Source organism: Methylobacterium sp. W2 (genome assembly GCF_020662345.1).
Classification (GTDB): Bacteria; Pseudomonadota; Alphaproteobacteria; order Rhizobiales; family Beijerinckiaceae; genus Methylobacterium.
In genome coordinates, this window is sequence record NZ_VMOA01000012.1 from 21,974 (window position 1) to 48,175 (window position 26,202).

Here is a 26,202-nt window from a genome sequence, read left to right on the forward strand (position 1 = left end):
GCGAAACGACCGATGCGGGATCGATGGTCGAACGGGTCACGGGCTCGAATTCCCAATCTGGCGGTCGGTTCGAGGAGCGCGCGGTCTCTAACATGGGGGAAACCGCTGGCAAAGGTTTTGCCCGATCGATTCGTTTTCCTTCCCCGCATATGATGGCAAAGCGTCGATTTCGCGCGCGGATCGGTGGAGGTTTGGCTACAAATCCGCTTTTCCGAAACAGATGCGCCAGCCCTTTCATGATCCGGCGGAAGGTAGAACGATGAGCCAGACGCCAGACCGGCCGAACGTGGACCATGCCCTTGCTCGGCTCGATACGGTGCTGACCCGCCTCGAGGCCTCGGTGGCCCATCGCCTCGAGGCCGAGCGCGAACCCGGCGACCTGGAGACGGAACTCGCGATCATGGCGGAGGATCGCGCGCGCCTCGCGGCGGAACTCGACGCCGCCAGCGCGCGCCTCGCCACGGTGGAGGCGACCACGAGCGATGTCGGCCACCGCCTGGGGCGGGCGATCGAAGCGGTGGAGGGCGTGCTGGCCCGTCCCCGCGCCGCACGCTAGGGCTGCGCTCTCTTTCGCCGAACCGGCATCCCCTTCGGCGGAGAGCTCTCTAATCCGACACCTCTCACACCAGCCCCATCGGACATGCCCCAGATCAGCGTCACCATCGACGGCAAGAGCTACCGGATGGCCTGCGCCGAAGGCGAGGAGGCGCATCTCTCAGCGCTGGCCGCGGAGCTCGACACCCGCGTCACCGACATGCGGAAATCCTTCGGCGAGATCGGCGACATGCGCCTGCATGTGATGGCCGCCCTCACCCAGGCGGACGAATTGGCGGAGCTCAAGCGGCGCCTGGCGGATCTGGAGGCCGAAACGGTCACGCTTCGGGAGCGCGTCGAAACCGCGGACTCCCTCCGCGCCAACGAGGAGACCCGGATCGCCGAAGGGCTCGGCCGGGCGGCGGACCGGATCGAGCGGCTGGCGCATGCGCTGGCGGCGGGATGAGCGTCCCTCGCACGATTGCCCGCCCCACCCCCTGGCGCGGAACGCCCGCCGACGCTACATGAGTCGAGCGGTGCTGCGGGGTTCGTCAGGAGTACTTTTCCCCGGGGCCTTATCGACTCCCCAGGGAGCTGTCCCTGGCCCTGTCCCTGGACTTGGCCAACACGGCGCCCACCTACACTGTAGGTTTCCCGGGATCGCAACTCCAACGGCTCACGTGGCTCCGCACTCTGATTTCCCCGCTCTGAAAGCCGCGCTTCGCAAGCAGGCCCTTGCCCGGCGCGACGGCCTCGACGCCGAGACCCGCCGGGTCGGCGGTCTACGGATCGCGCAGAGCGTCATGCGGGTCGAGCCCCTGGCCGATGCCGCCATCGTCGGCGCCTTCTGGGCGATCCGCAGTGAGGTCGACCCGCTCCCCCTCATCGAGATGCTGTTCGCGCGCGGACAGCGGGTCGCCCTGCCCAAGGTGACGCCCGACGGCCTCGTGTTCCGCGAATGGCGGGCGGGAGAGGCGCTGGTGCCGGGCTCCTTCGGCTTGAGCGAACCACGCGACGACCTTCCGCCCCTCGATCCCACCGCCCTCATCGTGCCACTCGCCGCCTTCGACCGGCGCGGGCATCGTATCGGCTACGGGCGCGGCTATTACGATCAGGCCATCGAGCGACTCTCCCGCAACGGCCCGGTCCTGACGATCGGCATCGCCTTCTCCGTCCAGGAGGTGGAGACCGTGCCCTCCGAGCCGCACGACCAGCCCCTCGACCATCTCATCACCGAAGCGGGGCCGATCCCGCTCGTCCGGGACTGACACCGACACATGCGACTTCTCTTCCTCGGCGATGTGGTGGGCCGCCCCGGCCGCAACGTGGTGATGGACCGGCTGCCGAAGCTGCGCGAGCGCTGGCGCCTCGATTGCGTGGTCATCAACGGCGAGAACGCGGCCGGCGGCTTCGGCATCACCGAGGCGATCTGCGACGAGCTCCTCCAGGCGGGCGCCGATGCGGTGACGCTGGGCAACCATTCCTTCGACCAGCGCGAAGCCCTGGTCTTCATCCAACGCCAGTCCCGCCTCGTCCGCCCGGCGAACTATCCGCCCGGCACACCGGGGCGCGGCGCCACCGTGGTGGAGACGCGGGGCGGCGCGCGCGTCCTCGTCCTCAACGTCATGGGCCGCATCTACATGGACGCGCTGGACGATCCCTTCGCCTCCGCCGAGCGTGAGCTCTCCGCCTGCCCCCTCGGCGAGGTAGCGGACGCCGTTATCGTCGACGTCCATGCCGAGGCGACCAGCGAGAAGCAGGCCTTCGGGCATTTCCTCGACGGCCGCGCCAGCCTCGTCGTCGGCACCCACACCCATACCCCCACCGCCGACCACCGCATCCTCCCCGGCGGCACCGCCTACCTGTCGGATGCCGGCATGTGCGGCGATTACGATTCGATCCTCGGCATGCAGAAAGACGAACCCCTGCGGCGCTTCCTGCAGAAGACCCCCGGCGCGCGCCTGGAAGCGGCCCAAGGCAAAGGCACCCTGTGCGGGATCGCCGTGGAGACCGACAACGCGACGGGGCTCGCCACCATGGTCTCGGCGGTGCGCCTCGGCCCACATCTCGAAGAAACCTGGCCCCGCGCTTGGGATTAGGCCCCTTGAGCTGGTGATGAGTTTCGCGGCGGGTTGATCGCGGCGGGGCATGACGCCAATGTGCGGGCACGGTCGACCCGCCCGTTTCGCGAGCCCGCGTAGATAGAGTCCCCGACACCCCATGGCGACCCGCTCCGCGACTGCCCCCTTGAGCCGCCCGGGCATCTACCTGATCCGGATGCTGGTCTTCCTGACCCTCGTCGGGTTCCTCGCCTTCGTGCTGTTCCGGCAGATCACACCGGCCTTCCTCGCCAATGCCGGGTTGAACGGGCTGATCCTCGGCGTCCTCCTCATCGCGATCCTGCTCGCCTTCGGGCAGGTGATCCGCCTCTTCCGCGAGGTCGCCTACGTCAATGCGGTCGCCGCCGGCGAGGATTCGGCCAAGCCGCCCTCGCTGCTGGCACCCCTCTCCCCGGCGATCCTGGCGCGGCGCGAGGGCACGACGCAGGCCGGCATCCGCTCCTATCTCGACACGGTGGCGGCGCGCCTCGACGAGGGCCGCGAGATCCTGCGCTACATCGCCGGTCTGCTGATCCTGCTCGGCCTGCTCGGCACCTTCTGGGGCCTCATCGACACCCTGAGCGCAGTGGGCAGCGTGATCCAGAGCATGCGCGGCGGCGGCGAGGCCAGCGCGATGTTCGACGAGTTGAAGAACGGCCTCGCCAAGCCGCTCTCCGGCATCGGCCTCGCCTTCTCGGCCTCGCTGTTCGGCTTGTCGAGCTCTCTCGTCACCGGGTTCCTCGACCTCCAGGCGGGCCAGGCCCATGCTCGCTTCCACAACGAACTGGAAGATTGGCTGGTCTCCGGCGAGGAGCAGGCCGCGGCGGCGCGCCCCGTGGCGACGCAGGAGCCGGCCTCGGCCCGCGAACTCACCGAGGCGGTGGACCGGCTCTCGGCCATCGTCTCGGAAGGTGCCAACGGCCGCGTGGCGACCCAGGCGATGACCAACCTCGCCGAAGGTATCCAGGGGCTCGTCCAGCACATGCGGGCCGAGCAGCAGATGATCCGCGACTGGGTCGAGGCGCAGGCGACGCGTGAGCGTGAACTCAAGCAGGTGCTCGACCGGCTCGGCCGCGAGAAGACCTGATGGCCTCGCTGCGCACGCGCCGGGATCGGAGCCTCAACGTCTGGCCGGGCTATGTCGACGCCCTGGCGACGCTGCTGCTCGCCGTCGTCTTCCTGCTGACGATCTTCGTCGTCGGACAGTTCTTCCTGTCCCAGGAGATCACCGGCCGCGATTCGGTGCTGAACCGGCTCAACCGCCAGATCGCCGATCTCACCGACCTCCTGGCACTGGAACGCTCCACGCGCCGGGCGCAGGAGGAGAAGGCCTCGAACCTGCGCACGACGCTGCTCGGCACCGAGGCCGAGCGCGACAAGCTGAAGGAACAGGCCGGCGCCGCCGCGAGCGGCGACAATCGTCAGGGCGAGCTCGACAAGCAGTTGGTGGCCGAGCGCGCCACCAACGCCCGCGCCGCGTCGCAGATCGATCTCCTCACAGAGCAGATCGGCGCCATGCGCCGGCAGCTTGCCGCCCTGGAGGATGCGCTGGCCGCGAGCGAGAGCCGCGACCGCGAGAGCCAGGTCCGCATCGCCGATCTCGGCAGCCGCCTCAACGTGGCCCTCGCCCAGAAGGTGCAGGAACTGGCGCGCTACCGCTCCGACTTCTTCGGCCGCCTGCGTCAGATCCTCGGCAATCGCAGTGACATCCGTGTGGTCGGCGACCGGTTCGTCCTGCAATCGGAGGTGCTGTTCCCGGCGGGCTCTGCGAGCCTGAAGCCCGAGGCGGCACCGGAACTCGACCGGATCGCCACGGCGATCCTCGATCTGTCGAAACAGATCCCAGCGGACATTCCCTGGGTCCTGCGGATCGACGGGCATACCGACGCCCGCCCTATCGCCAGTTCGCAATTCCCCTCGAACTGGTCGCTCTCGGCGGCCCGCGCCATTGCCGTGGTGCAGTACATGGCCGGCAGGGGCATCCCGCCCCAGCGCTTGCTCGCCGCCGCCTTCGGTGAATTCCAGCCCATCGAAGCCGGCACCAGCGACGACGTCTACGCCCGCAACCGCCGGATCGAGCTGAAGCTCACCGAACGTTAAGGCGAGCCCCCTACCGCAGAGGGGCCAGCGCCACCGCCCAGACGACGAACGCGCCGGAGAGCAACCCGAAGGCCATGAATTCCACCGCGCCGGTCAGGATCATCCGCTTGAGCATTGTGATCGCCTCTCGTTGACGTGACGATCTTTGTTCCTGTTTTGTTCTGTGTAAAGCGGAAATTCAGCGCGCGTCGCGAGGTGGTTAGCGAGCGGTAAACATCCTGATACAGCCCGGTGCCGGCCCCATCTGCCATGCGTCGCCGTTCTGCTTCGCCGCCCGACATGCTCCCTCGAGGCCATGTCCGAGACTCTCGCGATCGATCGGCGGGCTTCGTCAGAAAGCGGACAAATAGTCATCCCTACGCAACCCGATCAGCCCCGAAGAACTTGAAAGGCCAATCAGGGCGAAGAACCGCGGATAACATTCCATTCTCGGCCGATTTCGCTATCTTATGTGAAGGGTCGAATGCGAATACATCTCGTCGCCATCGGCTCCCATGGCGACGTCCTTCCGTTTCTCGCCATCGGCGCTGAATTCCTCCGTCGCGGACAAGATGTAATCTTGGCCGCCCCCGCCCCTTTCGCGGATCATGCGGCGCGGATCGGCTTGCCGTTCCACTCCCTCGGGGACAATTGCGACTACCGCCGCATCACCGCCGACCCCGAACTCTGGCATCCGCGCCGGGGGGCGGCCGCCCTGTTCGGAAACATGGCCGCCGCCACCGAGCAGACCTATCGCTGGATCGCCGCGAACGCGCGCAAGGGCCACTCGATCGTGGTGGCCTCGACGCTGGCCTTCGGCGCGCGCGTGGCACAGGAGAAGCTGCGCCTTCCCGTCATCACGATCCACGCGATGCCGCTGCTGATGGAGAGCCGTTATGCCTCCCCGATCCTGCCGGGCGTGCCGCTCCCCGCCTGGACGCCGTCTCGGGTTCGCCACTGGGTCGGCCGGGGCGCCGACAAATACGTGATCGGCCCGGCTGCCTTACCGACGATCAACGCGTTTCGGCAGGAACTCGGCCTCAACCCCGTGCGTCGGCTGCGTTACTGGTGGAACAGCCCCTCCCGTGTCCTGCTGCTCTTTCCCGACTGGTTCGCGGCCTCTCAGCCGGATTGGCCCCAGCAGGCCAGGCATGTGGGCTTTCCCATCGCGGATCGCTTCGGCGACACGGACCGCCTCGGGCCGCGTCTCACGCGATTCCTGAGGGGCGGGGATGCCCCCCTGGTCTTCACTTACGGATCGGCCATGCGCCAGGCATCGGGCTTCTTCCGCACCGCCCTCGCCATCTGCGAGCGTCTGGGGCGGCGGGGCGTACTGCTCGCTCCGGAGCACGGTCAGGTTCCCGAGTCCCTTCCGGATAACCTGATCCATGTCCCGTATGCGCCGCTCAGCGTCCTGCTGCCCCGGTCGGCGGCGTTGATCCATCATGGCGGGATCGGCACCGTGGCGCAGGCCCTGGCCGCCGGCACGCCGCAGATGATCGTTCCGGTGGCGTTCGATCATTTCGACGAGGCGGCACGCGTGAAGCGCCTCGGCGCCGGGATGAGCCTGAGTCGGCGCCGTTTCACGCCCGCGCGCGGCGCGCGCCGGCTTCGCCGCCTGCTGGCCTCGGCCGAGGTGGCGCGAGCCTGTGGAGATCTGAGGCTGCGCCTCGACGGGCTGGACGGAGTCGGCGCCGCTTGCGACGCGATCGAGCAGATGGCGCCCCGACGCCGCCGCTGAGCCCGGCGGGTCGTTTTCCTGCTCTTCGCCGATCCGGCTTTTAAGCCAGCTGCTCGATCAACCCGTCCCGAATGGTGACGCGCCGGTCCATGCGGGCGGCGAGCTCCATGTTGTGGGTGGCCACCAGCGCCGCGAGGCCCGAGGCGCGGACCAGCGAGACGAGGATGCCGAAGACATGCGCCGCCGTGTGCGGGTCGAGGTTGCCGGTCGGCTCGTCGGCCAGGAGCAGGCGCGGGCCGTTGGCGACCGCACGGGCTATGGCGACGCGCTGCTGCTCGCCACCCGACAATTCGGCCGGGCGGTGGACCAAGCGCTCCTTCAGGCCGAGGAAGCTCAGGAGTTCGGTGGCGCGCGCCTTGGCCTCCTTGGCACCGAGGCCGCGGATGAGCTGGGGCATCACCACGTTCTCCAGGGCCGAGAATTCCGGCAGGAGGTGGTGGAACTGGTAGACGAAGCCCATCTCCTCGCGGCGAAAGCGAGTGCGCTCGGCATCGGGCATGGCCGCCGTGGGCTGGCCACCGATATAGACCTCGCCCCCATCGGGCCGCTCCAGCAGGCCGGCGAGATGCAATAGCGTCGACTTGCCGGCCCCCGAGGGTGCCACCAGTGCCACGAGTTCACCGGGCCAGATCGCGAGATCGGCGCCGCGCAGGATGTCGAGGGCCCCCGTCCCCTGCGTGTAGCGGCGTTCGACTTTGGCGAAGAACAGGGCCGGGACCGGCTGCGCGCCGGCCGCCTCGGCTTGGGTTGTCATGATGGTTGAATCTCCCCTCAGCCGTAACGCAGGGCCTGCACCGGATCGAGCCGGGCGGCGCGCCAGGAGGGATAGAGCGTCGCCACGAGCGACAGGGCGATGGAGGTGAGGACCACCACCGTGATCTCGCCGGAATTCATCTCGGCCGGGATCTCGGCCAGGAACCGTACGGTCGGGTCCCAGGCCGAGGGAAACAGCACCCGCTGGATCGGCTTGATGTTGAGGGTGATGAGCGTCCCGAGAGCCAGCCCGCTCAACGTCCCGACCACGCCGATGAGCGCCCCGTTGATGAGAAAGACCCGCATCACGGTGCCGGGCGTGGCACCCATGGTCCGTAGGATCGCGATGTCGCTCGACTTGTCGCGCACCAGCAGGATCAGGCCCGAGACGATGTTGAGGGTCGCCACCACGACGATGAGGCTGAGGATGAGGAACATCACGTTCCGCTCCACCTCCAGCGCCCCGAAGAAAGTTCGGTTGCGCTGGCGCCAGTCGGTGAGAAGGACGGGCCGCTCGGCCGCCATTTCGAGATCGGGCCGCAATTGCGCCACGGCGTCGGCATTGTCGAGATAGACCTCGATCAGGCTGACGTCGCTGTCCCGGTTGAAGAAGGCCTGGGATTCGGCCAGCGGCATGAACACGAAGGTGGCGTCGAACTCGGTCATGCCGATCTCGAAAATCGCCTTGACCGTATAGGCCTTGGTGCGTGGCGCGGTGCCGAACGGTGTCGTCGCGCCCTTCGGCGTGGACAGGGTGATCTGGTCGCCGGCCTGGAGGCCGAGCGATTCCGCGAGCCGCCGCCCGATGGCGACGCCCGTCCCGTCATCGAACCCGTCGAGGGTGCCGCCCCGGATGGTCTTGGCGATGGAGCCGATGGAATCGATGTCCTCGCCCCTGATGCCGCGTACCAGCACGCCGCTGCCGCCATAGGGCGACGAGGCAAAGGCCTGGCCTTCCACCAGGGGGATCGCCGAGCGGACGCCGGCGACCTTGGAAAGGCGGTCGGACAGATCGACGTAATCGGTGAACAGCTTGTCGATGGGGGTGACGAAGACGTGGCCGTTGATGCCGACAATCTTCGAGAGCAGTTCGGTGCGGAAGCCGTTCATCACCGAGAGGACGATGATGAGGGTGGCGACCCCGAGGGCGATGCCGAGGACCGAGAAGAAGGCGACGACGGAGACGCCGCCGCCGCGCCGCCGGGCCCGGAGATAGCGCCCGGCGATGATCCATTCGAAGGCCGCGAAGGGCGGCGTGCTGCCGCGCTTGAACAGGCCGGAGAGACCCGCCAGCCGTTCCTTCACCGTCTCTGCCAGAGCCATGCGGGCCTCAGCTCCGCTTCAGGCGCGAGATCAGGTCGATGGGCGCCACGCTCTCGCGCTCGCCGCCAGAGCGCCGCTTGATCTCGACCTTGCCCTCGGCGAGGCCGCGCGGGCCCACCACGACCTGCCAGGGCAGGCCGATGAGATCGGCGGTGGCGAACTTGGCGCCGGGACGCTCGTCGCGGTCGTCGTAGAGGACCGTCAGGCCGCTGGCCTCGAGGTTGGACTGGATCTCGGCGCAGGCCGCGTCGGTCGCCGCATCGCCGGTCTTGAGGTTGATGAGGGCGACGTCGAAGGGCGCCACGGAATCCGGCCAAATGATGCCGGCCTCGTCGTGCGACGCCTCGATGATCGCCGCCACCAGCCGGCTCGGGCCGATGCCGTAGGAACCCATATGCACGGGGCGGTCGACGCCGTCCGGCCCGGTGACCTTGGCCCCCATCGCCTCGGAATACTTGGTGCCGAAATAGAAGATGTGCCCGACCTCGATGCCGCGCGCGGCCATCTGCTTGTCCTCGCCGACCTCGGCAAAGGCGGCGGGCTCGTGCATCTCGGAGGTAGCGGCGTAGAGCGAGGTCCAGCGGTCCACGGTGCCCTGGAGGCCGGCGACGTCGTCGAAATCGGTGGTCACCGGCGGAACGTCGAAATCGAGGTACTGCCTGTCGCAGAACACCTCGCTCTCGCCGGTCTGGGCCAGGATGATGAATTCGTGGCTGAGGTCACCGCCGATCGGGCCGGTATCGGCGCGCATGGGGATCGCCTTGAGGCCGAGGCCGGCGAAGGTGCGCAGATACGCCACGAACATCTTGTTGTAGGCGTGCCGGGCCGTCGCCTGATCGATATCGAACGAGTAGGCGTCCTTCATCAGGAACTCGCGCGAGCGCATGGTGCCGAAGCGCGGCCGCACCTCGTCGCGGAACTTCCACGAGATCTGGTAGAGGTTCTTCGGCAGGTCCTTGTAGGAGCGCACGCTGCCGCGGAAGATCTCGGTGATGACCTCCTCGGCGGTGGGGCCGAACAGCATCTCGCGGTCGTGCCGGTCGGAAATGCGCAGCATCTCCTTGCCGTAGGCCTCGTAGCGGCCGGATTCCTTCCACAACTCCGCCGACTGGATCGACGGCATCAGCAGTTCGATGGCACCGGACCGGTCCTGCTCCTCGCGGACCACCGCGCAGACCCTGTTGAGCACACGGAGGCCCAAGGGCAGCCAGGCATAGATGCCCGCCGCTTCCTGACGGATCAGGCCGGCCCGCAGCATCAGGCGATGGGAGACGATCTCCGCCTCCTTGGGCGTCTCGCGCAGGGTCGGCAGGAAATAGCGGGAGAGACGCATCGGGGGCCCTGGATCGTTTTGGAGCGCGATCGTACCGCGCATCGTTGCGGGGCACACAACACATTGCATCGAGAAAAGACAAGCGCCGTGCGGGCTCAGGGAAAGCCCCGCATGGTCACGGAAGCGGGTCGCGGGCGAAATGGCAGCCTAAACTCGCCAACTCCTGCAAAAAAACGCCAGGAATCATCTCCGAAGGCGTGACAATGCGCAATCCAGTTCCTATAAGCGCCACCGTGATGGTCGCGACGCCCGGAGAGGCAGCGCGAGGTCCGAGTCTCGGGAGGAAATTTCAGCCGCCACGCCGTCAGAAATGCGTGAGATAAAATAGGCTGACACGTCATCTGTCGTCTCAAAAGCAAGGCTCACGCCTTGCTTTTTTTATTGTCGGCACCCCGCGGATACGGGCGCAGGACGGTCCGACGCTCGCCTAATCCGACACTTGCCCGATCCGACATATGTCCGGATCGCGGCGCTACAGCCCCGACAGCTCGAAGATCGGGATCACTACGAGAAAGACGAGGCTGGCGAGCAGGGTCGTCCAGATCGCCTTCTCGAGCAGGCGCGGGGCCGCAGGCGCCCCCGGATCCTGCCCCGGCACGATCAGCGACGGGTCGGTCTCGACCTGATTGCGCAGCGGCAGGATCACGAAGAGCAGCGTCCACCACACCACGAAATACAGGGCGAAGGCCCCGAACACCGTCAGCTTGAACAGCACTACGGCGAGCGCCGCCACGGCCGAGACGATGACGAGCATGGTGGCCAGCGTCCGCCAGACCGTCGCCGAGACGGTCTGGACGAGGGCGTTCACGCCGCTCACACCTGCTCCAGCTCGACGAGGGTGCCGAGGAAGTCCTTGGGGTGGAGAAACAGCACCGGCTTGCCATGGGCGCCGATCTTCGGCTCGCCAGTGCCGAGGACGCGGGCGCCCTGGGCCTTCAGCTTATCGCGGGCGGCGATGATGTCGTCGACCTCGTAGCAGACATGGTGCACGCCGCCATTGGGGTTGCGCTCCACGAAGCTCTCGATGGGCGAGCCCTCGCCCAGCGGCGACATCAGCTCGACCTTGCTGTTGGGCAGGTTCACGAACACCACCGTCACGCCGTGCTCCGGCTGCGGCAGGGGCTCGGTGACCGTGGCGCCGAGGGTGTCGCGATAGATGGCACAGGCCGCGTCGAGGTCGCGCACGGCGATGGCCACGTGGTTCAGGCGTCCGATCATGGTCTGCTCCCCTCTTTCGCTCTCGTCATCCTACCCATCGCCCTCATCCTGAGGTGCCGCGCCAGCGGCCTCGAAGGAGCCCTCCAGTGGTCGCAGCGCGTACTGAAGGGCTCCTTCGAGGCCTTCGCTGCGCTCCGGACACCTCAGGATGAGGTCGCGGGGTGGAAGGGCAACGTCAGGCCACCGTTCCACCCCGCTTTCTCATACCTCCACCACCTGCACGTGGCAGGCGGGCTTCTTGCCCCAGGCCTCGTTCACGGCCGAGCGGATCGCCCGGTCGACGGCCTTCTCCACGGCCTCGGCATCCTTGCGCTTCTGCTTCGACAGGCCGCTGAGAGTGCGCGTCACCGCCTCGACGGCGACGTCGAGCATCGGCTGGCCGTTCTTGCCGCGGTTGGGCAGGCCCATGATGTCGATGGCAGGCTCGCCGAGAACCTCGCCCTGGACGTCGATGGCGATGGCGACAGACACGACGCCGGCTTGCGACAGCTTGCGCCGCTCGGGGATGGCGCGGTCCTTGCCGTCGATCAGGATGTTGCCATCCTTGAACAGGCGGCCGGCCTTCACGTGCTCAACGATCGCCGGCGTGCCGGGGGCGAGGCGCACGACGCTGCCGTTGCGGGCCTTGACCACGTTGCCGACGCCCTGGGCGAGGGCGAAGCGGGCGTGCTCGTCGAGATGCAGCGCTTCGCCGTGGACGGGGATCGCGGTCCTCGGCCGGGTCCAGGCATACATCTCGGCCATCTCGTCGCGGCGCGGGTGGCCGGAGACGTGGACGAGCTTCGTCCGGTCGGTCACCACCTCGATGCCGGCATTGATCAGGTCGTTGATGATCGCACCCACCGCCCGCTCGTTGCCGGGAATGGCGCGAGACGAGAAGATCACGCGATCGCCGGCGGCCAGCGTCACGTCGGGATGATCGTCGCGGGAGACGCGGGCGAGCGCCGCACGCTCCTCGCCCTGCGAGCCGGTGAGCAGGCAGACCACCTTGTCGCGGGGCAGGTAGCCGTAGCTGTCGGCCGAGCGGAAATCAGGCAGGCCGTCGAGGAAGCCGCATTCGCGGGCAACGCCGATGACCCGGTCCATGGCCCGCCCGACGGCGATGACCTCGCGGCCGCAATCGCGTGCTGCTTCGGCCACCGCCCGCATGCGGGCGACGTTGGAGGCGAAGGTGGTGACGGCGACCCGGTGAGGCGCCTCGGCGATGAGCTCGCGCAGGGTGGCGGCGACCTCGGCCTCGCTCGGGCTGCGGCCCTCGCGCACGACGTTGGTCGAATCGCTGATCATCGCGATGATGCCCTCGTCGCCCAGCTTGCGGAACGAGGCTTCCGAGGTGACGTCGCCGAGGATCGGCGTGGCGTCGAGCTTCCAATCGCCCGTATGCAGGACGAGGCCGTGCGCCGTGCGGATGGCGACCGCATTCGATTCCGGGATCGAGTGCGAGACCGGAACGTATTCGATCTCGAAGGGACCGACCGTCACCGGCTTGTGCGCCGCGATCTCGCGCAGGATTACCTTCGGCGCACCCGGCTCGCTGAGGCGCCGCGCCTCGAGCAGGTTCTTGGCAAAGCGCGTGGCGTAGACCGGCGCCTTCAGCTTGGGCCACAGCTCACCGATGGCGCCGATATGGTCCTCGTGCGCGTGGGTGATGAAGATGGCGAGGAGGTCGTCCTTGCGCTCTTCGATGAAGCTCAGATCTGGGAACATCAGGTCGATGCCCGGGAAGCCCTCTTCCCCGGCAAAGCCCATTCCGCAATCGACCATGATCCATTTCCGGCGCTTTTCCGGCCCGAAGCCGTAGAGCGCCGCATTCATGCCGATCTCGCCCACGCCGCCGAGCGGCACGAAGACGAGTTCGTCTTGCCCTGTCGTCATCACTGTAAAACCTCAAGCCGCCGTCGCGGCCGAACCCAAATGCACCTCGCCCGCCGTCACGGTCCGTCGCGTCCCATCATCCGATCGGACGACGAGCCGCCCCGCCTCGTCGATCGTCTCGAAAATTCCGTGCACGATCTCGCCGCCGATCCGCACCGAGACCGGTGCGCCGATTCCGGCGGCGTCGTCGAGCCAAAGCCGGCGGATCGATGAGAATCCGCCGCCCCGGCTCCAAAGTCGCGCTGCAGCGACGATCTCGTCCGACAGATAGTCGAACAGATCCTCGGCGCGCGTTTCGTACGAACTCTGACTGAGGCTTGTCGCGGGATAAGGCAAGTCCTGCGGTGACGCGGCGACATTGACGCCAAAGCCAATCACCGCCGTTCTGCGCCCGCCGGGATGGGTCTCGGCCTCCAGGAGCAGACCCGCGAGCTTCGCGCCGGAGACCAGGACGTCATTGGGCCATTTCAGGCGGAAGGGGCTCGTGCCACCCACTTTCCCACCGCCGACCTCATCCTGAGGTGATCTGATTGGTTGTTTAGGGTGAGAGGGTCTGATCGTTCGCTTCAGAGCCGCGATCAGTGCCACGCCTGCCACGAAGCCCAAGCTCGGCACCTGGACCGGATCGACGTCCGAGACCGGCCAGAGCAGGCTGGCCGTGAGGTTGCCGGGCAGGGACGCCCATTGGCTTCCCCTGCGACCGCGCCCCGACTCCTGCCTCAGCGCGACGACCCAGAGCGGTCCCCTCTCGCCCTGGCGCGCGAGGTCCATCGCCTGCGTGTTAGTGGAGCCGAGGCTCTCGTGAACGTGAAGTCGATGCCCGGCGGCCTTGGCCGCCGCGCCGAGGCGATATCCCGACACAATCCTAGAACAGCGACTTGGCCGCGGCCCCCGCCGCGCTCACCAGGGGAGAGGGCACGAGGAAGAACAGCACCACCACCGCGCTCGACAGGCCGAGCACGATGCGCAGACCCGGCGCCATGGTTTCGTAGGGAGCCTGGGGCTCGTCGAAATACATCACCTTGACCAGGCGCAAGTAATAGAACGCGCCGACCACGGAGGTGACGACACCGATCACCGCGAGACCGACGAGATCGGCCTTTATCGCGGCGGCGAAGACGTAGAACTTGCCAAAGAACCCGGCCAGCGGCGGAATGCCGGCCAGCGAGAACATCATCGCGGCAAGGCAGAAGGCCAGGACCGGATGCGTGCGCGAGAGGCCGGAGAGGTCGTCCACCGTTTCGTACATCCGCCCGCCGCGACGCAGGGACAGGAGCACGGCGAAGGCGCCGAGCGTCATGGCGAGATAGATGATCATGTAGATCACCACGCCGCGAATCCCCTCCTCCGAGGCGGCGGCGAGGCCGATGAGCGCGTAACCAATATTGCCGATGGAGGAATACGCCATCAGGCGCTTGATCGAGCGCTGGCCGATGGCGGCAAACGAGCCGAGGGTCATGGAAGCGATGGCGACGAAGACGATAATCTGCTGCCAGATCGCCGTCACGTCCGGGAAGGCGCCGATGAAGACCCGCACGGTCATGGCGACGGCGGCCATCTTCGGCGCCGAGGCGAAGAACGCCGTCACCGGTGTCGGCGAGCCCTCGTAGACGTCCGGCGTCCACATGTGGAATGGCACGGCGGACATCTTGAAGGCGACGCCGGCGGCCACGAACACGATGCCGAGTACGATGCCGATACCGGCATTGTCGTTGAGCGCGGAGACGATGCCGGGGAAAGAGACGGTCCCGGTGAAGCCGTAGACCAGCGATGAGCCGTAGAGCAGCATGCCCGAGGACAAGGCGCCGAGAACGAAGTATTTCAGCCCGGCTTCCGTGGATTTCAGGTTGTCGCGGTGGAAGGCGGCAATGACGTAGGCGGCGAGCGACTGCAGTTCGAGGCCGAGATAGAGCGCGATCAGGTCATTGGCCGAGGCCATCACCATCATGCCGATAGTGCAGAGCACGATCAGGATCGGGAACTCGAACCGGTCGATGCGCTCACGCTGGAAATAATCGCGCGAGAGCAGGATCGTGGCGGCCGAGCCGAGGAGGATCAGCGCCTTCATCACCTTCGAGAAATTGTCGACGATGAACGAGCCATTGAGGGTCGTGACCTTGGCGCCCGATTGCGACACGACCACGAAGAAAGCGAGGATCAGCAGGATGAGCGCGCCGACATTGACGCTCTCCACCGAGCGCTCGCCGCGGAACGCACCGTAGAGGATCAGCCCCAGCACGCCGATCGCGAGGATCAGCTCCGGCATCACCGGCGAAAGCGAGGGCAGGACGGCCTGGATAGCGGTCATCTGACGTAGACCTTCAGCGCGCCACGGGCGGGACGACCGCCGCGGTCTGCGTGTTTGAGAGCGCGGTCTTCATGCTCTGCAACAGCGCCTCCGTGGAGGGGGCGAAGGTGTCGAGGATGGGCGCCGGATGCACGCCGTAATAGATCGTCAGGGCGACGAGCGGCGCGATGATGATCTTCTCCCGCAGGTCGAGATCGAGGATGCCCTGAAGGTTGGGCTTCTCAAGCTTGCCGTAGATCACGCGGGCGTAGAGCCAGAGGGCGTATCCGGCCGAGAGGATGATGCCGAAGACGGAGAAGAAGGCGACGGTGGGGTTGGCCTTAAAGGCCCCCATCATGGCCAGGAACTCGCCGACGAAACCCGACGTGCCGGGCAGGCCGACATTGGCCATGGTGAACACCATCATCGCCGCAGCGTAGAGCGGCATCCGCTTCACGAGGCCACCATAGGCCGCGATCTCGCGGGTATGCATCCGGTCGTAGACCACGCCAACGCAGACGAAGAGCGCGCCCGAGACGATGCCGTGCGAGATCATCAGGAACAGGGCGCCCTGGATGCCCTGCTCGTTGAGGGTGAACAGGCCGAGCGTCACGAAGCCCATATGCGCCACCGACGAATAGGCGATGAGCTTCTTGATGTCGGTCTGCATCAGCGCGATCAGCGAGGTGAAGATGATCGCGATGACCGAAAGGGCGAAGACCATCGGCGCGAAATAGGCGCTGGCATCCGGGAACATCGGCAGCGAGATCCGGATGAAGCCGTAGCCGCCCATCTTGAGGAGGATGCCGGCGAGGATCACCGAGCCGGCGGTGGGCGCTTCCACGTGGGCGTCGGGCAGCCAGGTATGGACCGGCCACATCGGCATCTTCACGGCGAAGGAGGCGAAGAAGGCGAGCCACAGCCAGTATTGCAGGCCCACGGGGAAGCGGGTGTGCAGCAGGGTCGGGATGTCGGTGGTGCCGGCGTGCCAGTACATCGCCATGATGGCGAGCAGCATCAGCACCGAGCCGAGCAGGGTGTAGAGGAAGAACTTGAAGCTAGCGTAGATCCGCCGCTTGCCGCCCCAGATGCCGATGATCAGGAACATCGGGATCAGGCCGGCTTCGAAGAACAGGTAGAACAGCACCAGGTCGAGGGAGCAGAACACGCCGATCATCGTCGTCTCGAGGACGAGGAAGGCGACGAAATACTCCTTCACCCGCGTGTTCACCGAGAGCCACGACGCGCCGATGCAGAACGGCATCAGGAACGTGGTGAGCAGGATCAGCGGCATCGAAAATCCGTCGACGCCGAGCTTGAACTTGATCGTCTCCGCAAGCCAGCCGTGGGTCTCCACGAGCTGGAAGCTCGATGTCGACGGATCGAACCGGCCCCAGGCCACGAGGCTGAGGAGGAAGGTGACGATGGTGGTCGCGAGCGCGGCCCAGCGGGCGTTGCGCTTCACGCTCTCGGATTCGTTGCCGAGGGTCAGGATGAAGGCCGCGCCGCAGAGCGGCACGATCAGCAGGCCTGAAAGAATGCCGAGGCCGAACATCTAGCGGGCACTCCAATACGGGTTGGCGGCCGTCATTGCGCGAGACATCAGTGCCCGACCTTCGGCAGGCCGGTCAGCATGTACCAGCTGATGATTGCGGCGACGCCGATGAGCATGACGAAGGCGTAGTGGTAGACGTAGCCGGTCTGAAGCCGGACCACGCCGCGGGTGACGTCGAGCACGCGGGTGGCGATTCCGTCGGGGCCGAGCCCGTCGATGACGCGCCCGTCGCCCTCCTTCCAGAGGAACTTGCCGAAGTTCTTGGCCGGCCGGACGAAGATGCGCTCGTAGAGCTCGTCGAAATACCACTTGTTGAGCAGGAACCGGTACAGGCTCGGCTGCTGCGCGGCGAGCTGGCCCGGCAGTTCCGGCCGGCGGATATACATCCAGAAGGCCAGCAGGAAGCCGATCACCAGCATGATGAAGGGCGAATAGGCCACTAGAGCCGGCACCGAATGGATGTCGTGCATGATGTGGTTGTCGGGGCCGTGGCCGAGGGCATGCCCCCAGAACGTCTCCATGCCCTCACCGATGAAGCGGTTCTTAAAGATCAGGCCGGCAAAGAGCGCGCCGAAGGCGAGAATCGCGAGCGGGATCGTCATCACCAGCGGGCTCTCATGCGGCGTATGCGCATGGTCGTGATGCTCGATGGCGCTGTGCGAGGCCGGCTCGACGTCGTGGCCCTTGTCGTCATGGGCGACGCCTTCGTGGTGGCCCGGCGCGCCATCCGCCTGGACCGCCGCGTGGGCATGCGCTGCGGCCGGCGCCGCGTGATGGTCGTCATGATGAGCCGCGCCATGTCCGGCCCAGCGCGCCGGGCCCTCGAACGTCATGAAGAACAGGCGCCAGGAATAGAACGAGGTCATGAGGGCGGCGATGACGGTGGCCAGGAAGGCCAGCGTGTGGCCCGGCCGCGTGGAGGCATAGGCTGCCTCGATGATCGCGTCCTTCGAGTAGTAGCCGGCGGTGAAGGGGAAGCCGATCAGCGCCAGAGTGCCGATGGTCATCATCGCCGAGGTGAAGGGGATGTAGCGGCGCAAAGCCCCCATGTTCCGCATGTCCTGCTCGTGGTGCATCGCGTGGATGACCGAGCCGGCGCCGAGGAACAGCAGCGCCTTGAAGAAGGCGTGGGTGAAGAGGTGGAACACGGCGGCCGAATAGGCACCGACGCCGAGGGCGACGAACATGTAGCCGAGCTGCGAGCAGGTCGAGTAGGCGATGACCCGCTTGATGTCGTTCTGCACCATGCCGATCGTGGCCGCGAAGAACGCAGTGATGCCGCCGATGACGGTGACGACAATGAGGGCGTTGGGCGCCACCTCGAACAAAGGCGACAGGCGCGCCACCATGAACACGCCGGCCGTGACCATGGTCGCGGCATGGATCAGGGCGGAGACCGGGGTCGGCCCCTCCATGGCGTCGGGGAGCCAGGTGTGGAGCAGGAACTGCGCCGACTTGCCCATGGCGCCCATGAAGAGCAGCAGGCACGCCAGGGTCATGGCGTTCCAGTCGTAGCCGAGGAAGTGGAACGTAGCGTCCTTGAACTCGGCGGCGCGCGGCAGGATGCCGTCGAAGGCCACCGAACCGAACAGGACGAAGACGAGGAAGATGCCGAGCGAGAAGCCGAAATCGCCGACGCGGTTGACGATGAAGGCCTTCATCGCCGCCGCGTTGGCCGAAGGCTTCTCGTACCAGAACCCGATCAGCAGGTAGGAGGCGAGGCCGACGCCCTCCCAGCCGAAAAACATCTGCACGAGGTTGTCGGCTGTCACCAGCATCAGCATGGCGAAGGTGAACAGCGACAGGTAGGCGAAGAAGCGCGGCCGGTGCGGATCTTCCGCCATGTAGCCCACGGAGTAGAGGTGGACGAGGGTCGAGACCGTCGTCACCACCACCAGCATCACCACGGTGAGCGTGTCGATGCGGAACGCCCAGTCGACCACGAGGTCGCCGGCGGTGAACCAGGTCGCCACCTGCACGCGGGTGGCGTGATCCGAGCCCGGCACTTCGAAGAAGGCGCCCCAGGACAGGAGGGCGGAGAAGGCGAGGAAGCCGGTGGTGATGTACTCGCACACGCGAGGGCCGAGCTGCCGGCCGAACAGGCCGGCGAGCAGGGCGCCGATGAGCGGGAAGAAGACGATCGCGTGATACATCGCTGGCTGGCCCGGCCTCCGGAAGCGTGCCGGATGACCGGCCTCGCTCCATTCTCGTCAATGGGATCGCGCGGGGTGCCGCGCGGCTCGGCTTGGGGGAAGATCAGCCCTTCATCATGTTCACGTCCTCCACCGCGATCGAGCCGCGGTTTCGGAAGAAGACGACGAGGATGGCGAGCCCGATGGCCGCCTCCGCCGCCGCCACCGTGAGCACGAACAGGGCGAAGACCTGGCCGGTGATGTCGTTGAGATGGGTGGAGAACGCCACGAGGTTGATGTTCACCGCGAGCAGGATGAGCTCCACCGACATCAGGATGACGATGATGTTCTTGCGGTTCACGAAGATGCCGAGCACGCCGAGCGTGAACAGGATCGCCGCTACCGTGAGGTAATGGCTCAAGCCGATCATGAGCGCTGATCCTTCTGCAGAGCCGACATCAGACCTCGACACCCTGGCGCGAGGGCACCTTGCGGGTCTCCACCGCCATCTCCTGCGTCCGCGCGTTCTGGACGGAGATGTTCTGCCGCTTCACGCCCGGCCTGTCGCGCAGGGTGAGCACGATGGCACCGATCATCGCCACCAGCAGGATGAGCCCGGCCAGCTGGAAGTAGAAGACGTAGTCGGTGTAGAGCACCCGACCGAGCATCTGGGTGTTGGTGACGCCCTCGACATTGGCGAGCGGGCCCAGCGGCGCCTGCATCAGGCCGGGATCGATCGTCCAAGAGCCTACCACGAGCAGGAGCTCGATGAGGAAGACGGCCCCGATCAGCGCCCCCACGGGGAGGTATTGCTGGAAACCCTGGCGCAGCTGCGCGAAATCCACGTCGAGCATCATCACGACGAAGAGGAACAGCACCGCGACGGCGCCGACATAGACCACCACGAGGATCATCGCGAGGAACTCGGCGCCCATCAGGACGAACAGGCCCGCCGCGTTGACGAAGGTCAGGATGAGGAAGAGCACCGACGCGACCGGATTGCGCGAGGTGATGACCATGAACGCGGACGCGATCGCGATGCCGGCGAACAGGTAGAAGAAGGCTGCGGCTGCACTCATGCGACTATGGAGATCAGCCGTCCCGAGGACGGCCCCTTCTGCCGAAATTCAAACCAGCCCGTGCAGGCCGCCCGTCTATAGAACCCACCCCTGCGGCGCACAACCGCCGGGGCTCCCGTCATCACCGGTATGGCGCGTCCACCGCGATGTTGCGCGCGATCTCGCGCTCCCAGCGGTCGCCGTTCAGGAGCAGCTTGTCCTTGTCGTAGAGAAGCTCCTCGCGGGTCTCCACGGAGAATTCGAGATTCGGCCCCTCGACGATGGCATCCACCGGGCAGGCCTCCTGGCACATGCCGCAATAGATGCATTTCACCATGTCGATGTCGTAGCGCGTGGTGCGCCGTGTGCCGTCGTTGCGGCGCGGCCCGGCCTCGATGGTGATGGCCTGAGCCGGGCAGATCGCCTCGCATAGCTTGCAGGCGATGCAGCGCTCTTCCCCGTTGGGATAGCGGCGCAACGCATGTTCGCCACGAAAGCGCGGCCCGCGATGCCCCATCTCGAAGGGGTAGTTGATCGTGGCCTTGGGCTTGAAGAAGTAGCGCATGGCGAGGGAGAACCCCGACACGAACTCCTTCAGCAGCAGACCCTTGGCGACCTGATCGAGCTTCATGGCGCGATCTCCCTTATGCGTTGCATCATGCCCCCGGCGCGAGGCCGGTGAGCTTGAGGACGAAGGCGACGACGACGACCGAGACGAGCGAGAGCGGAAGGAACACCTTCCAGCCGAGGCGCATGAGCTGGTCGTAGCGGTAGCGCGGCACCATGGCCTTCACCATGGCGATCATGAAGAACAGGAAGCTCGCCTTCAGGGCAAACCAGATCAGCCCCGGCACCCAGGTGAAGGGCGCGAAGGGAATCGGCGAGAGCCAGCCGCCGAGGAACAGCACGGTTCCGAGCGCGCACATGGTCATGATCGCCACGTACTCGCCGAGCATGAACAGCAGGTACGGCGTCGAGGAATACTCGACCATGTACCCCGCCACGAGCTCCGATTCGGCCTCCGGCAGATCGAAGGGAGGCCGGTTGGTCTCGGCGAGCGCCGAGATGAAGAACACCACGAACATCGGAAACAGCCAAAGCCAGTACCAGCCGAGGATGCCGAGCGAGGTGTCCTGCGCCATGACGATGCGCGAGAGGTTGAGCGAGCCAGCGCAGAGCAGGACGCAGATGATGACGAAGCCCAAGCTGACTTCGTAAGAGATCATTTGTGCGGCGGAACGGAGGGCGCCGAGGAAGGCGTATTTCGAGTTCGAGGCCCAGCCGCCCATCAGCACGCCGTACACGCCGAGGGACGAGATCGCGAAGATGTAGGTGATGCCGACATTGAGATCGGCGATGGCCCAGCCTTCGGCCAGGGGGATCACCGCCCAGCCCGCCAGGGCCAGGGTGGCGAAGACCAGGGGCGCCAGCAGGAACAACGCCTTGTTGGCACCGGCCGGGATCACCGGCTCCTTCAGTACGAACTTCAGAAGATCGGCGAAGGATTGCAGCAGGCCCCAGGGACCGACCACGTTGGGGCCGCGCCGCAGCTGCACCGCCGCCCAGATCTTGCGATCGGCGAGCAGCGCGTAGGCGATGAAGACGAGAAGCAGCGCCAGGAGCACGAAGCTCTTGAGCACCAGCAGCAGGACGGTGCCGACGATTTCCAGCATGGTCGGCAGCCCCTATTCCGCCGCTTCGAGGCCGCGCGTCCGCGCGAGGCTCGAACATTCGGCTAGCACGCGCGACGCGCGGGCGATGGCATTTGTGAGGTAGAAGTCCGGCACCGCGGACACGAAGGCCGATCGGTTCGCCTCTCCGCCGAGGCCCGCCAGGGTCTCGACCGTGGCGGCGACGTCGCCTGGCGCCACCGCGTCGAGGGCGGCGAAATGCGGATATTCCGCATAGAGCGCACGCCGCAGGGCGCCGAGGGAATCGAAGGCCAGGCGCTTGCCGAGCACGTCGGACAAGGCCCGCAGGATCGCCCAATCCTCGCGGGCGTCGCCCGGCGGGAAGCCGGCACGGTTGGTGGTCTGCACCCGGCCCTCGAGATTGACGAAGGTGGCGTTCTTCTCGGTGTAGGCGGCCCCCGGCAGGATCACGTCGGCGCGGGTGGCGCCACGGTCGCCGTGGGTGCCCTGGTAGATCACGAAGGCACCGGCACCGATCTCGACCTCGTCGGCCCCGAGGTTGAACAGCACGTCCAGGGCACCCGGCTCGGCCATCGCACCGAAGCTCAAGCCCCCCTCCCCCGGCACGAAGCCGAGATCAAGGGCGCCGACGCGGGCGGCGGCAGTCTGGAGCACGGCAAAACCGCTCCATTCCGGGGTCACCGCTCCAACATCCTCGGCGAGGGCGGCCGCGGCCGCGAGGATGGCGGCTCCGTCCGGCCGGGACAGCGCCCCGGTCCCAACGATGACGAGGGGACGGCTCGCGCCCTTCAGCACCTCAGCGAAGCTGTGCCGACCGGCGGCGATGTCGGCCAGGGTGTCGGGGCCGGCGCCGAGATAGGTGTGCGGGTAGGTGAGATCCACGGCCTCGCCGATGAGGCCCACCGCCAGCGGCGCCATCCGCCAGCGCTTGCGGATGCGCACATTGAGGAGCGAGGCTTCGAGGCGCGGATTGGTCCCGACCAGAAGGATCGCATCCGCATCCTCGATCCCGGGGATGGTGGGATTGAAAGTGTAGGCGGCGCGGCCCCAGGCGGGGTCGATCGCCTCGCCGGCCTGGCGGCAATCGAGGTTGGTCACGCCGAGGGACGCCATCAGGGTCTTCAGGGCATAGATTTCCTCGACGGCGGGGAGATCGCCGACGATGGCGCCGACGCGCTTCGGATCGGCGCTCTTCATCCGAGCGGCGATGGCGGCGAAAGCCTCACCCCAGGAGGCGGGCCGCAGACGGCCGTTCTCGCGCAGATACGGCCGGTCGAGGCGCTGGGCGCGAAGGCCGTCCACCGCGTGCCGGGTCTTGTCGGAGATCCACTCCTCGTTGATGTCCTCGTTGACGCGCGGCTCGATCTGCATGACCTCGCGGCCGCGGGCATCGACCCGGATGGCGCAGCCGACGGCATCCATCACGTCGATGGATTCGGTCTTCGACAACTCCCAGGGCCGCACCTCGTAGCTCTGCGGCTTATGGACGAGGGCGCCCACGGGACAGAGATCCGCAACGTTGCCCTGCAGCTCGGAGCCCATGGCGCTCTCGAGATAGCTCGTGATCTCCATGTCCTCGCCGCGGCCGATGGCGCCGAGATCGGGCACGCCGGCCACTTCCGCCAGGAAGCGGACGCAGCGGGTGCAATGGATGCAGCGGTTCATGGCGGTCCGCACCAGCGGGCCAATGTACTTCTCCTCGACGGCCCGCTTGTTCTCGCCGTAGCGAGTCGAATCGACACCGTAGGCCATCGCCTGATCCTGCAGGTCGCAATGGCCGCCCTGGTCGCAGATCGGGCAATCGAGCGGGTGGTTGATGAGGAGGAACTCCATCACCCCCTCGCGGGCCTTCTTCGTGGTTCCCGACCGGGTCAGGATCTCCGGCGGCTCGCCATTGGGACCGGGACGACAATCCTTCACCGCGTAGGCGCAGGAGGCCACGGGTTTCGGCGCGCCCTTCAACTCAACGAGGCACATGCGGCAATTGCCGGCGATGGACAGCCGCTCGTGGAAGCAGAAGCGCGGGATCTCCGCGCCCGCGACTTCGCAGGCCTGCAGCAGGGTGTACTCGGCCGGAACATCGACCTCGGTGCCGTCGACGATGAGCTTGGTCATGCGTGCTTCTCGGTGTCGAACATCGGTCCGAAAGACATGGCGATCACTCTGCTGCCATCCGCACAGGGTCGCTGTGTGGGTTGGCGCTGTAGCGGTCGATGCGCTTTTCGATCTCGGGGCGGAAGTGGCGGATGAGGCCCTGGATCGGCCAAGCCGCTGCATCGCCCAGCGCGCAGATCGTGTGGCCCTCGATCTGCTTCGTCACGTCCAGCAGCATGTCGATCTCGCGGCGCTGGGCGCGGCCCTCGGCCATGCGCAGCATCACGCGCCACATCCAGCCGGTGCCCTCTCGGCAGGGCGTGCACTGGCCGCAGCTCTCGTGCTTGTAGAAATAGGCGATGCGGGCGATCGCCGAGACGATGTCGGTGGAGCGGTCGAGCACGATCACCGCCGCCGTGCCGAGGCCGGAGCCGAGGCCGCGCAGGGTATCGAAATCCATCTTGGCATCGATGATCTGCTCGGCCGGCACCAGCGGCACCGAAGAGCCGCCGGGGATGGAGCACAGCAGGTTGTCCCAGCCGCCGCGCATGCCGCCGCAATGCTTGTCGATGAGCTCGCGGAAGGTGATGCCGAGCTCCTCCTCGACGTTGCAGGGCTTGTTGACGTGGCCCGACACGCAGAACAGCTTGGTGCCGGTGTTGTTCTTGCCACCCAACCCGGCGAACCACGCGCCGCCCCGGCGCAGGATCGTGCCCGCCACTGCGATGGACTCGACGTTGTTCACCGTGGTGGGACAGCCGTAGAGGCCCATATTGGCCGGGAATGGCGGCTTCAGGCGTGGCATGCCCTTCTTGCCTTCGAGGCTCTCCAGAAGAGCGGTTTCCTCGCCGCAGATGTAAGCGCCGGCGCCGTGATGGACATAGATGTCGAACGGGTAGCCGTGGATGTTGTCCTTGCCGACGAGGCGGGCCGCATAGGCCTCGTCCACCGCCTTCTGCAGGGCGTGCTTCTCAGCGACGTACTCGCCGCGGATGTAGATGTAGCAGGCATGGGCCGCCATCGAGAACGAGGCCAGCATGCAGCCCTCGATCAGGAGATGCGGATCGTGCCGCATGATCTCCCGGTCCTTGCAGGTACCCGGCTCCGACTCGTCGGCATTGACGACGAGATAGTGCGGACGCCCATCGGACTTCTTGGGCATGAACGACCATTTCAGGCCGGTGGGGAAGCCGGCACCGCCACGTCCGCGCAGGCCGGACGCCTTCATCTCGTCGATGATCCAGTCGCGGCCCATTTCCAGAAGGAATTTGGTGCCGTCCCAGGCGCCGCGCTTCTTGGCTTCGTCCAAGCCCGGCGAATGCAGGCCGTACAGGTTGGTGAAGATGCGATCCTGATCGGAGAGCATGTCAGTTCCCCTCCGTCTTCGAAGCGCCCGGCTTGGGGGGCGACTTCGTCGGCTTGGCGGCCTTGGGCGACGTCGTGTCGTCCGGCCCCAGATCGTCGCTGGCACCGGAGGCGAGGGGTTGCGGCGGCGGCTCGTCCCGGAGCAGGTCCGATTGCGTTCCCGCCTCGGCACCAGCGGCTTCGGCGCGCGCCACCGTCACCCCGGCATTGGCCGTGGGATGACCCGGCTGAGCCTTGGAATCGTCACCGTCCGCTGCGTCGGCCTTGTCACCGGTCTTGACCGGCTCTTCGCCTCCGGCCGAGCGCTGGGCGGGGCCGTCAGAGGCCGACGAGGCAGCAGCACGCCCGGCATCGGGCTTGGCCGGCTTCGGATCGGTGGCGGCGCGCTGCTCGGAGGACGCCGCTTCGGACTTGCCCTCGGACGTGGTGTCGTCGGCCGCATGCTCCTCGAAGCGCTTGCGCCAGGCACCGACGCGGGAGCCATCGAACAGGGTCGCGTCGGTAAGGGTGTCGGCGCCGCCCTTCGGCTCGGACGAGGTACGTCCCACCTGCGAGCCGACTTTCACCGGGCGGCCGGCGGCCAGATCGTCCATCAACGTGCCGAGGAGATCCGGGGTCAGGTCCTCGTAGTAATCCTGGTTGATCTGCGCCATCGGGGCGTTGCAGCAGGCGCCGAGGCACTCGACTTCGAGCCACGAGAAGTTGCCGTCGGCGCTCACATGGCCAGGCGCACCGAGGCGCTCTTGAAGGTAGTCCTTCAGCTCGCGCGCGCCGCAGGAATCGCACGGCACCGTACCGCAGAGCTGGATCCAGAATCGGCCCACCGGCTCCAGGGCGAACATCGTGTAGAAGGTCGCCACTTCGAGAACGCGGATATGCGGCATGCCGAGTTCGGCCGCCACCGCCTCGATGGCCGCGCGCGGCAGCCAGCCGCCATTCTGCTCCTGCGCCTTCCACAGAAGCGGGATCACGGCGGAGGCCTGACGCCCTTCGGGATATTTCTCGATCTGCCCTTTCGCCCATTCGGCGTTCTCGGACGAGAAGGCGAAGGAGGCCGGCTGCTCGGAAGCGGGGGCGAGTCTGCGGTTGGCCATCAGTGCGAAA

The 26,202-nt window shown here is 66.8% G+C and carries 24 protein-coding genes and 1 other RNA gene; 8 read left to right on the plus strand and 17 right to left on the minus strand.

All coding sequences use genetic code 11. The features are described from left to right. Positions 1 to 259: 259 nt before the first annotated feature. The 8 genes from FPV16_RS08680 (at position 260) to FPV16_RS08715 (ending at position 6,453) form a co-directional block, all read left to right on the plus strand. Positions 260 to 556: a DUF4164 domain-containing protein gene (locus FPV16_RS08680; RefSeq protein ID WP_227437823.1), complete on the plus strand. Its 297-nt coding sequence runs from the start codon at positions 260 to 262 to the stop codon at positions 554 to 556. An 84-nt stretch (positions 557 to 640) separates the two neighbouring features. Continuing rightward, entirely contained in the window at positions 641 to 1,000 is a 360-nt protein-coding gene (locus tag FPV16_RS08685; protein ID WP_227437824.1) for a cell division protein ZapA, read from the plus strand. Between the two features lie 67 nt (positions 1,001 to 1,067). Continuing rightward, a non-coding RNA gene (ssrS, locus tag FPV16_RS08690) (6S RNA) lies at positions 1,068 to 1,225 on the plus strand. Continuing rightward, positions 1,215 to 1,802: a 5-formyltetrahydrofolate cyclo-ligase gene (locus tag FPV16_RS08695; RefSeq protein ID WP_227437825.1), complete on the plus strand. Its 588-nt coding sequence runs from the start codon at positions 1,215 to 1,217 to the stop codon at positions 1,800 to 1,802. The genes ssrS and FPV16_RS08695 overlap by 11 nt, the downstream gene beginning before the upstream one ends. 9 nt (positions 1,803 to 1,811) lie before the next feature. Then, positions 1,812 to 2,633 (plus strand): TIGR00282 family metallophosphoesterase, encoded by an 822-nt coding sequence (locus FPV16_RS08700; RefSeq protein ID WP_227437826.1) that lies wholly within the window; start codon positions 1,812 to 1,814, stop codon positions 2,631 to 2,633. A gap of 121 nt (positions 2,634 to 2,754) precedes the next feature. Further along, positions 2,755 to 3,720 carry a MotA/TolQ/ExbB proton channel family protein gene (locus tag FPV16_RS08705; RefSeq protein WP_227437827.1) on the plus strand — a complete coding sequence of 322 codons (966 nt, stop codon included), beginning with the start codon at positions 2,755 to 2,757 and terminating at the stop codon, positions 3,718 to 3,720. Beyond that, complete coding sequence (locus tag FPV16_RS08710; protein WP_227437828.1) at positions 3,720 to 4,733, plus strand: peptidoglycan -binding protein; 1,014 nt, start codon at positions 3,720 to 3,722, stop codon at positions 4,731 to 4,733. The genes FPV16_RS08705 and FPV16_RS08710 overlap by 1 nt, the downstream gene beginning before the upstream one ends. 463 nt (positions 4,734 to 5,196) lie before the next feature. Next, positions 5,197 to 6,453 (plus strand): glycosyltransferase, encoded by a 1,257-nt coding sequence (locus tag FPV16_RS08715; protein WP_227437829.1) that lies wholly within the window; start codon positions 5,197 to 5,199, stop codon positions 6,451 to 6,453. A 40-nt stretch (positions 6,454 to 6,493) separates the two neighbouring features. Here the strand turns inward: FPV16_RS08715 and FPV16_RS08720 are convergent, their stop codons facing one another. The 17 genes from FPV16_RS08720 to nuoE all read right to left on the minus strand — a co-directional run bounded on the left by FPV16_RS08720 (position 6,494) and on the right by nuoE (position 26,192). Further along, on the minus strand, positions 6,494 to 7,207 hold the full coding sequence (locus FPV16_RS08720; protein WP_227437830.1) for an ABC transporter ATP-binding protein: 714 nt from the start codon (positions 7,205 to 7,207) through the stop codon (positions 6,494 to 6,496). Between the two features lie 17 nt (positions 7,208 to 7,224). Further along, a complete protein-coding gene (locus FPV16_RS08725) occupies positions 7,225 to 8,529 on the minus strand; it encodes a lipoprotein-releasing ABC transporter permease subunit (protein ID WP_227437831.1) in 1,305 nt (434 codons plus the stop codon). Positions 8,530 to 8,536: 7 nt separating this feature from the next. Beyond that, positions 8,537 to 9,862 (minus strand): proline--tRNA ligase, encoded by a 1,326-nt coding sequence (proS, locus tag FPV16_RS08730; protein ID WP_227437832.1) that lies wholly within the window; start codon positions 9,860 to 9,862, stop codon positions 8,537 to 8,539. A gap of 472 nt (positions 9,863 to 10,334) precedes the next feature. Next, positions 10,335 to 10,679, minus strand: coding sequence for a DUF1467 family protein (locus tag FPV16_RS08735; protein ID WP_227437833.1), 345 nt, complete (start codon positions 10,677 to 10,679; stop codon positions 10,335 to 10,337). Continuing rightward, the gene (mce, locus tag FPV16_RS08740) at positions 10,676 to 11,080 is read right to left on the minus strand and encodes a methylmalonyl-CoA epimerase (RefSeq protein WP_018042032.1); all 405 of its coding nucleotides are present in this window, start codon (positions 11,078 to 11,080) and stop codon (positions 10,676 to 10,678) included. The genes FPV16_RS08735 and mce overlap by 4 nt, the downstream gene beginning before the upstream one ends. Before the next feature lie 201 nt (positions 11,081 to 11,281). Next, a complete protein-coding gene (locus FPV16_RS08745) occupies positions 11,282 to 12,955 on the minus strand; it encodes a ribonuclease J (protein ID WP_227437834.1) in 1,674 nt (557 codons plus the stop codon). A 12-nt stretch (positions 12,956 to 12,967) separates the two neighbouring features. Then, positions 12,968 to 13,816, minus strand: a complete 849-nt coding sequence (locus FPV16_RS08750; protein WP_227437835.1) for a biotin--[acetyl-CoA-carboxylase] ligase — start codon at positions 13,814 to 13,816, stop codon at positions 12,968 to 12,970. Positions 13,817 to 13,820: 4 nt separating this feature from the next. Then, positions 13,821 to 15,263 carry an NADH-quinone oxidoreductase subunit NuoN gene (gene nuoN, locus FPV16_RS08755; protein ID WP_227437836.1) on the minus strand — a complete coding sequence of 481 codons (1,443 nt, stop codon included), beginning with the start codon at positions 15,261 to 15,263 and terminating at the stop codon, positions 13,821 to 13,823. 13 nt (positions 15,264 to 15,276) lie between these two features. Beyond that, a complete protein-coding gene (locus tag FPV16_RS08760) occupies positions 15,277 to 16,797 on the minus strand; it encodes an NADH-quinone oxidoreductase subunit M (RefSeq protein WP_227437837.1) in 1,521 nt (506 codons plus the stop codon). A gap of 47 nt (positions 16,798 to 16,844) precedes the next feature. Further along, entirely contained in the window at positions 16,845 to 18,950 is a 2,106-nt protein-coding gene (gene nuoL, locus FPV16_RS08765; RefSeq protein ID WP_227437838.1) for an NADH-quinone oxidoreductase subunit L, read from the minus strand. Positions 18,951 to 19,053: 103 nt separating this feature from the next. Continuing rightward, on the minus strand, positions 19,054 to 19,359 hold the full coding sequence (nuoK, locus tag FPV16_RS08770; RefSeq protein ID WP_018042026.1) for an NADH-quinone oxidoreductase subunit NuoK: 306 nt from the start codon (positions 19,357 to 19,359) through the stop codon (positions 19,054 to 19,056). A 28-nt stretch (positions 19,360 to 19,387) separates the two neighbouring features. Then, positions 19,388 to 20,008 carry an NADH-quinone oxidoreductase subunit J gene (locus FPV16_RS08775; protein WP_018042025.1) on the minus strand — a complete coding sequence of 207 codons (621 nt, stop codon included), beginning with the start codon at positions 20,006 to 20,008 and terminating at the stop codon, positions 19,388 to 19,390. Positions 20,009 to 20,129: 121 nt separating this feature from the next. Continuing rightward, positions 20,130 to 20,618 (minus strand): NADH-quinone oxidoreductase subunit NuoI, encoded by a 489-nt coding sequence (nuoI, locus tag FPV16_RS08780; RefSeq protein WP_227437839.1) that lies wholly within the window; start codon positions 20,616 to 20,618, stop codon positions 20,130 to 20,132. A gap of 25 nt (positions 20,619 to 20,643) precedes the next feature. Beyond that, on the minus strand, positions 20,644 to 21,660 hold the full coding sequence (nuoH, locus tag FPV16_RS08785; RefSeq protein ID WP_018042023.1) for an NADH-quinone oxidoreductase subunit NuoH: 1,017 nt from the start codon (positions 21,658 to 21,660) through the stop codon (positions 20,644 to 20,646). 12 nt (positions 21,661 to 21,672) lie between these two features. Then, entirely contained in the window at positions 21,673 to 23,754 is a 2,082-nt protein-coding gene (nuoG, locus tag FPV16_RS08790; RefSeq protein WP_227437840.1) for an NADH-quinone oxidoreductase subunit NuoG, read from the minus strand. A gap of 43 nt (positions 23,755 to 23,797) precedes the next feature. Further along, positions 23,798 to 25,099, minus strand: a complete 1,302-nt coding sequence (gene nuoF, locus FPV16_RS08795; protein ID WP_227437841.1) for an NADH-quinone oxidoreductase subunit NuoF — start codon at positions 25,097 to 25,099, stop codon at positions 23,798 to 23,800. A 1-nt stretch (position 25,100) separates the two neighbouring features. Beyond that, entirely contained in the window at positions 25,101 to 26,192 is a 1,092-nt protein-coding gene (gene nuoE, locus FPV16_RS08800; RefSeq protein WP_227437842.1) for an NADH-quinone oxidoreductase subunit NuoE, read from the minus strand. Between the last annotated feature and the right edge of the window lie 10 nt (positions 26,193 to 26,202).

What these genes read in the sequence shown, in the direction of transcription:
- FPV16_RS08680 (WP_227437823.1), top strand. Translation starts at nt 260, where the DNA reads ATGAGCCAGACGCCAGACCGGCCGAACGTGGACCATGCCCTTGCTCGG.
- FPV16_RS08685 (WP_227437824.1), top strand. Translation starts at nt 641, where the DNA reads ATGCCCCAGATCAGCGTCACCATCGACGGCAAGAGCTACCGGATGGCC.
- FPV16_RS08700 (WP_227437826.1), top strand. Translation starts at nt 1,812, where the DNA reads ATGCGACTTCTCTTCCTCGGCGATGTGGTGGGCCGCCCCGGCCGCAAC.
- FPV16_RS08705 (WP_227437827.1), top strand. Translation starts at nt 2,755, where the DNA reads ATGGCGACCCGCTCCGCGACTGCCCCCTTGAGCCGCCCGGGCATCTAC.
- FPV16_RS08710 (WP_227437828.1), top strand. Translation starts at nt 3,720, where the DNA reads ATGGCCTCGCTGCGCACGCGCCGGGATCGGAGCCTCAACGTCTGGCCG.
- FPV16_RS08715 (WP_227437829.1), top strand. Translation starts at nt 5,197, where the DNA reads ATGCGAATACATCTCGTCGCCATCGGCTCCCATGGCGACGTCCTTCCG.
- FPV16_RS08720 (WP_227437830.1), bottom strand. Translation starts at nt 7,207, where the DNA reads ATGACAACCCAAGCCGAGGCGGCCGGCGCGCAGCCGGTCCCGGCCCTG.
- FPV16_RS08725 (WP_227437831.1), bottom strand. Translation starts at nt 8,529, where the DNA reads ATGGCTCTGGCAGAGACGGTGAAGGAACGGCTGGCGGGTCTCTCCGGC.
- proS (WP_227437832.1), bottom strand. Translation starts at nt 9,862, where the DNA reads ATGCGTCTCTCCCGCTATTTCCTGCCGACCCTGCGCGAGACGCCCAAG.
- mce (WP_018042032.1), bottom strand. Translation starts at nt 11,080, where the DNA reads ATGATCGGACGCCTGAACCACGTGGCCATCGCCGTGCGCGACCTCGAC.
- FPV16_RS08745 (WP_227437834.1), bottom strand. Translation starts at nt 12,955, where the DNA reads ATGACGACAGGGCAAGACGAACTCGTCTTCGTGCCGCTCGGCGGCGTG.
- nuoN (WP_227437836.1), bottom strand. Translation starts at nt 15,263, where the DNA reads ATGACCGCTATCCAGGCCGTCCTGCCCTCGCTTTCGCCGGTGATGCCG.
- FPV16_RS08760 (WP_227437837.1), bottom strand. Translation starts at nt 16,797, where the DNA reads ATGTTCGGCCTCGGCATTCTTTCAGGCCTGCTGATCGTGCCGCTCTGC.
- nuoL (WP_227437838.1), bottom strand. Translation starts at nt 18,950, where the DNA reads ATGTATCACGCGATCGTCTTCTTCCCGCTCATCGGCGCCCTGCTCGCC.
- nuoK (WP_018042026.1), bottom strand. Translation starts at nt 19,359, where the DNA reads ATGATCGGCTTGAGCCATTACCTCACGGTAGCGGCGATCCTGTTCACG.
- FPV16_RS08775 (WP_018042025.1), bottom strand. Translation starts at nt 20,008, where the DNA reads ATGAGTGCAGCCGCAGCCTTCTTCTACCTGTTCGCCGGCATCGCGATC.
- nuoI (WP_227437839.1), bottom strand. Translation starts at nt 20,618, where the DNA reads ATGAAGCTCGATCAGGTCGCCAAGGGTCTGCTGCTGAAGGAGTTCGTG.
- nuoH (WP_018042023.1), bottom strand. Translation starts at nt 21,660, where the DNA reads ATGCTGGAAATCGTCGGCACCGTCCTGCTGCTGGTGCTCAAGAGCTTC.
- nuoG (WP_227437840.1), bottom strand. Translation starts at nt 23,754, where the DNA reads ATGACCAAGCTCATCGTCGACGGCACCGAGGTCGATGTTCCGGCCGAG.
- nuoF (WP_227437841.1), bottom strand. Translation starts at nt 25,099, where the DNA reads ATGCTCTCCGATCAGGATCGCATCTTCACCAACCTGTACGGCCTGCAT.
- nuoE (WP_227437842.1), bottom strand. Translation starts at nt 26,192, where the DNA reads ATGGCCAACCGCAGACTCGCCCCCGCTTCCGAGCAGCCGGCCTCCTTC.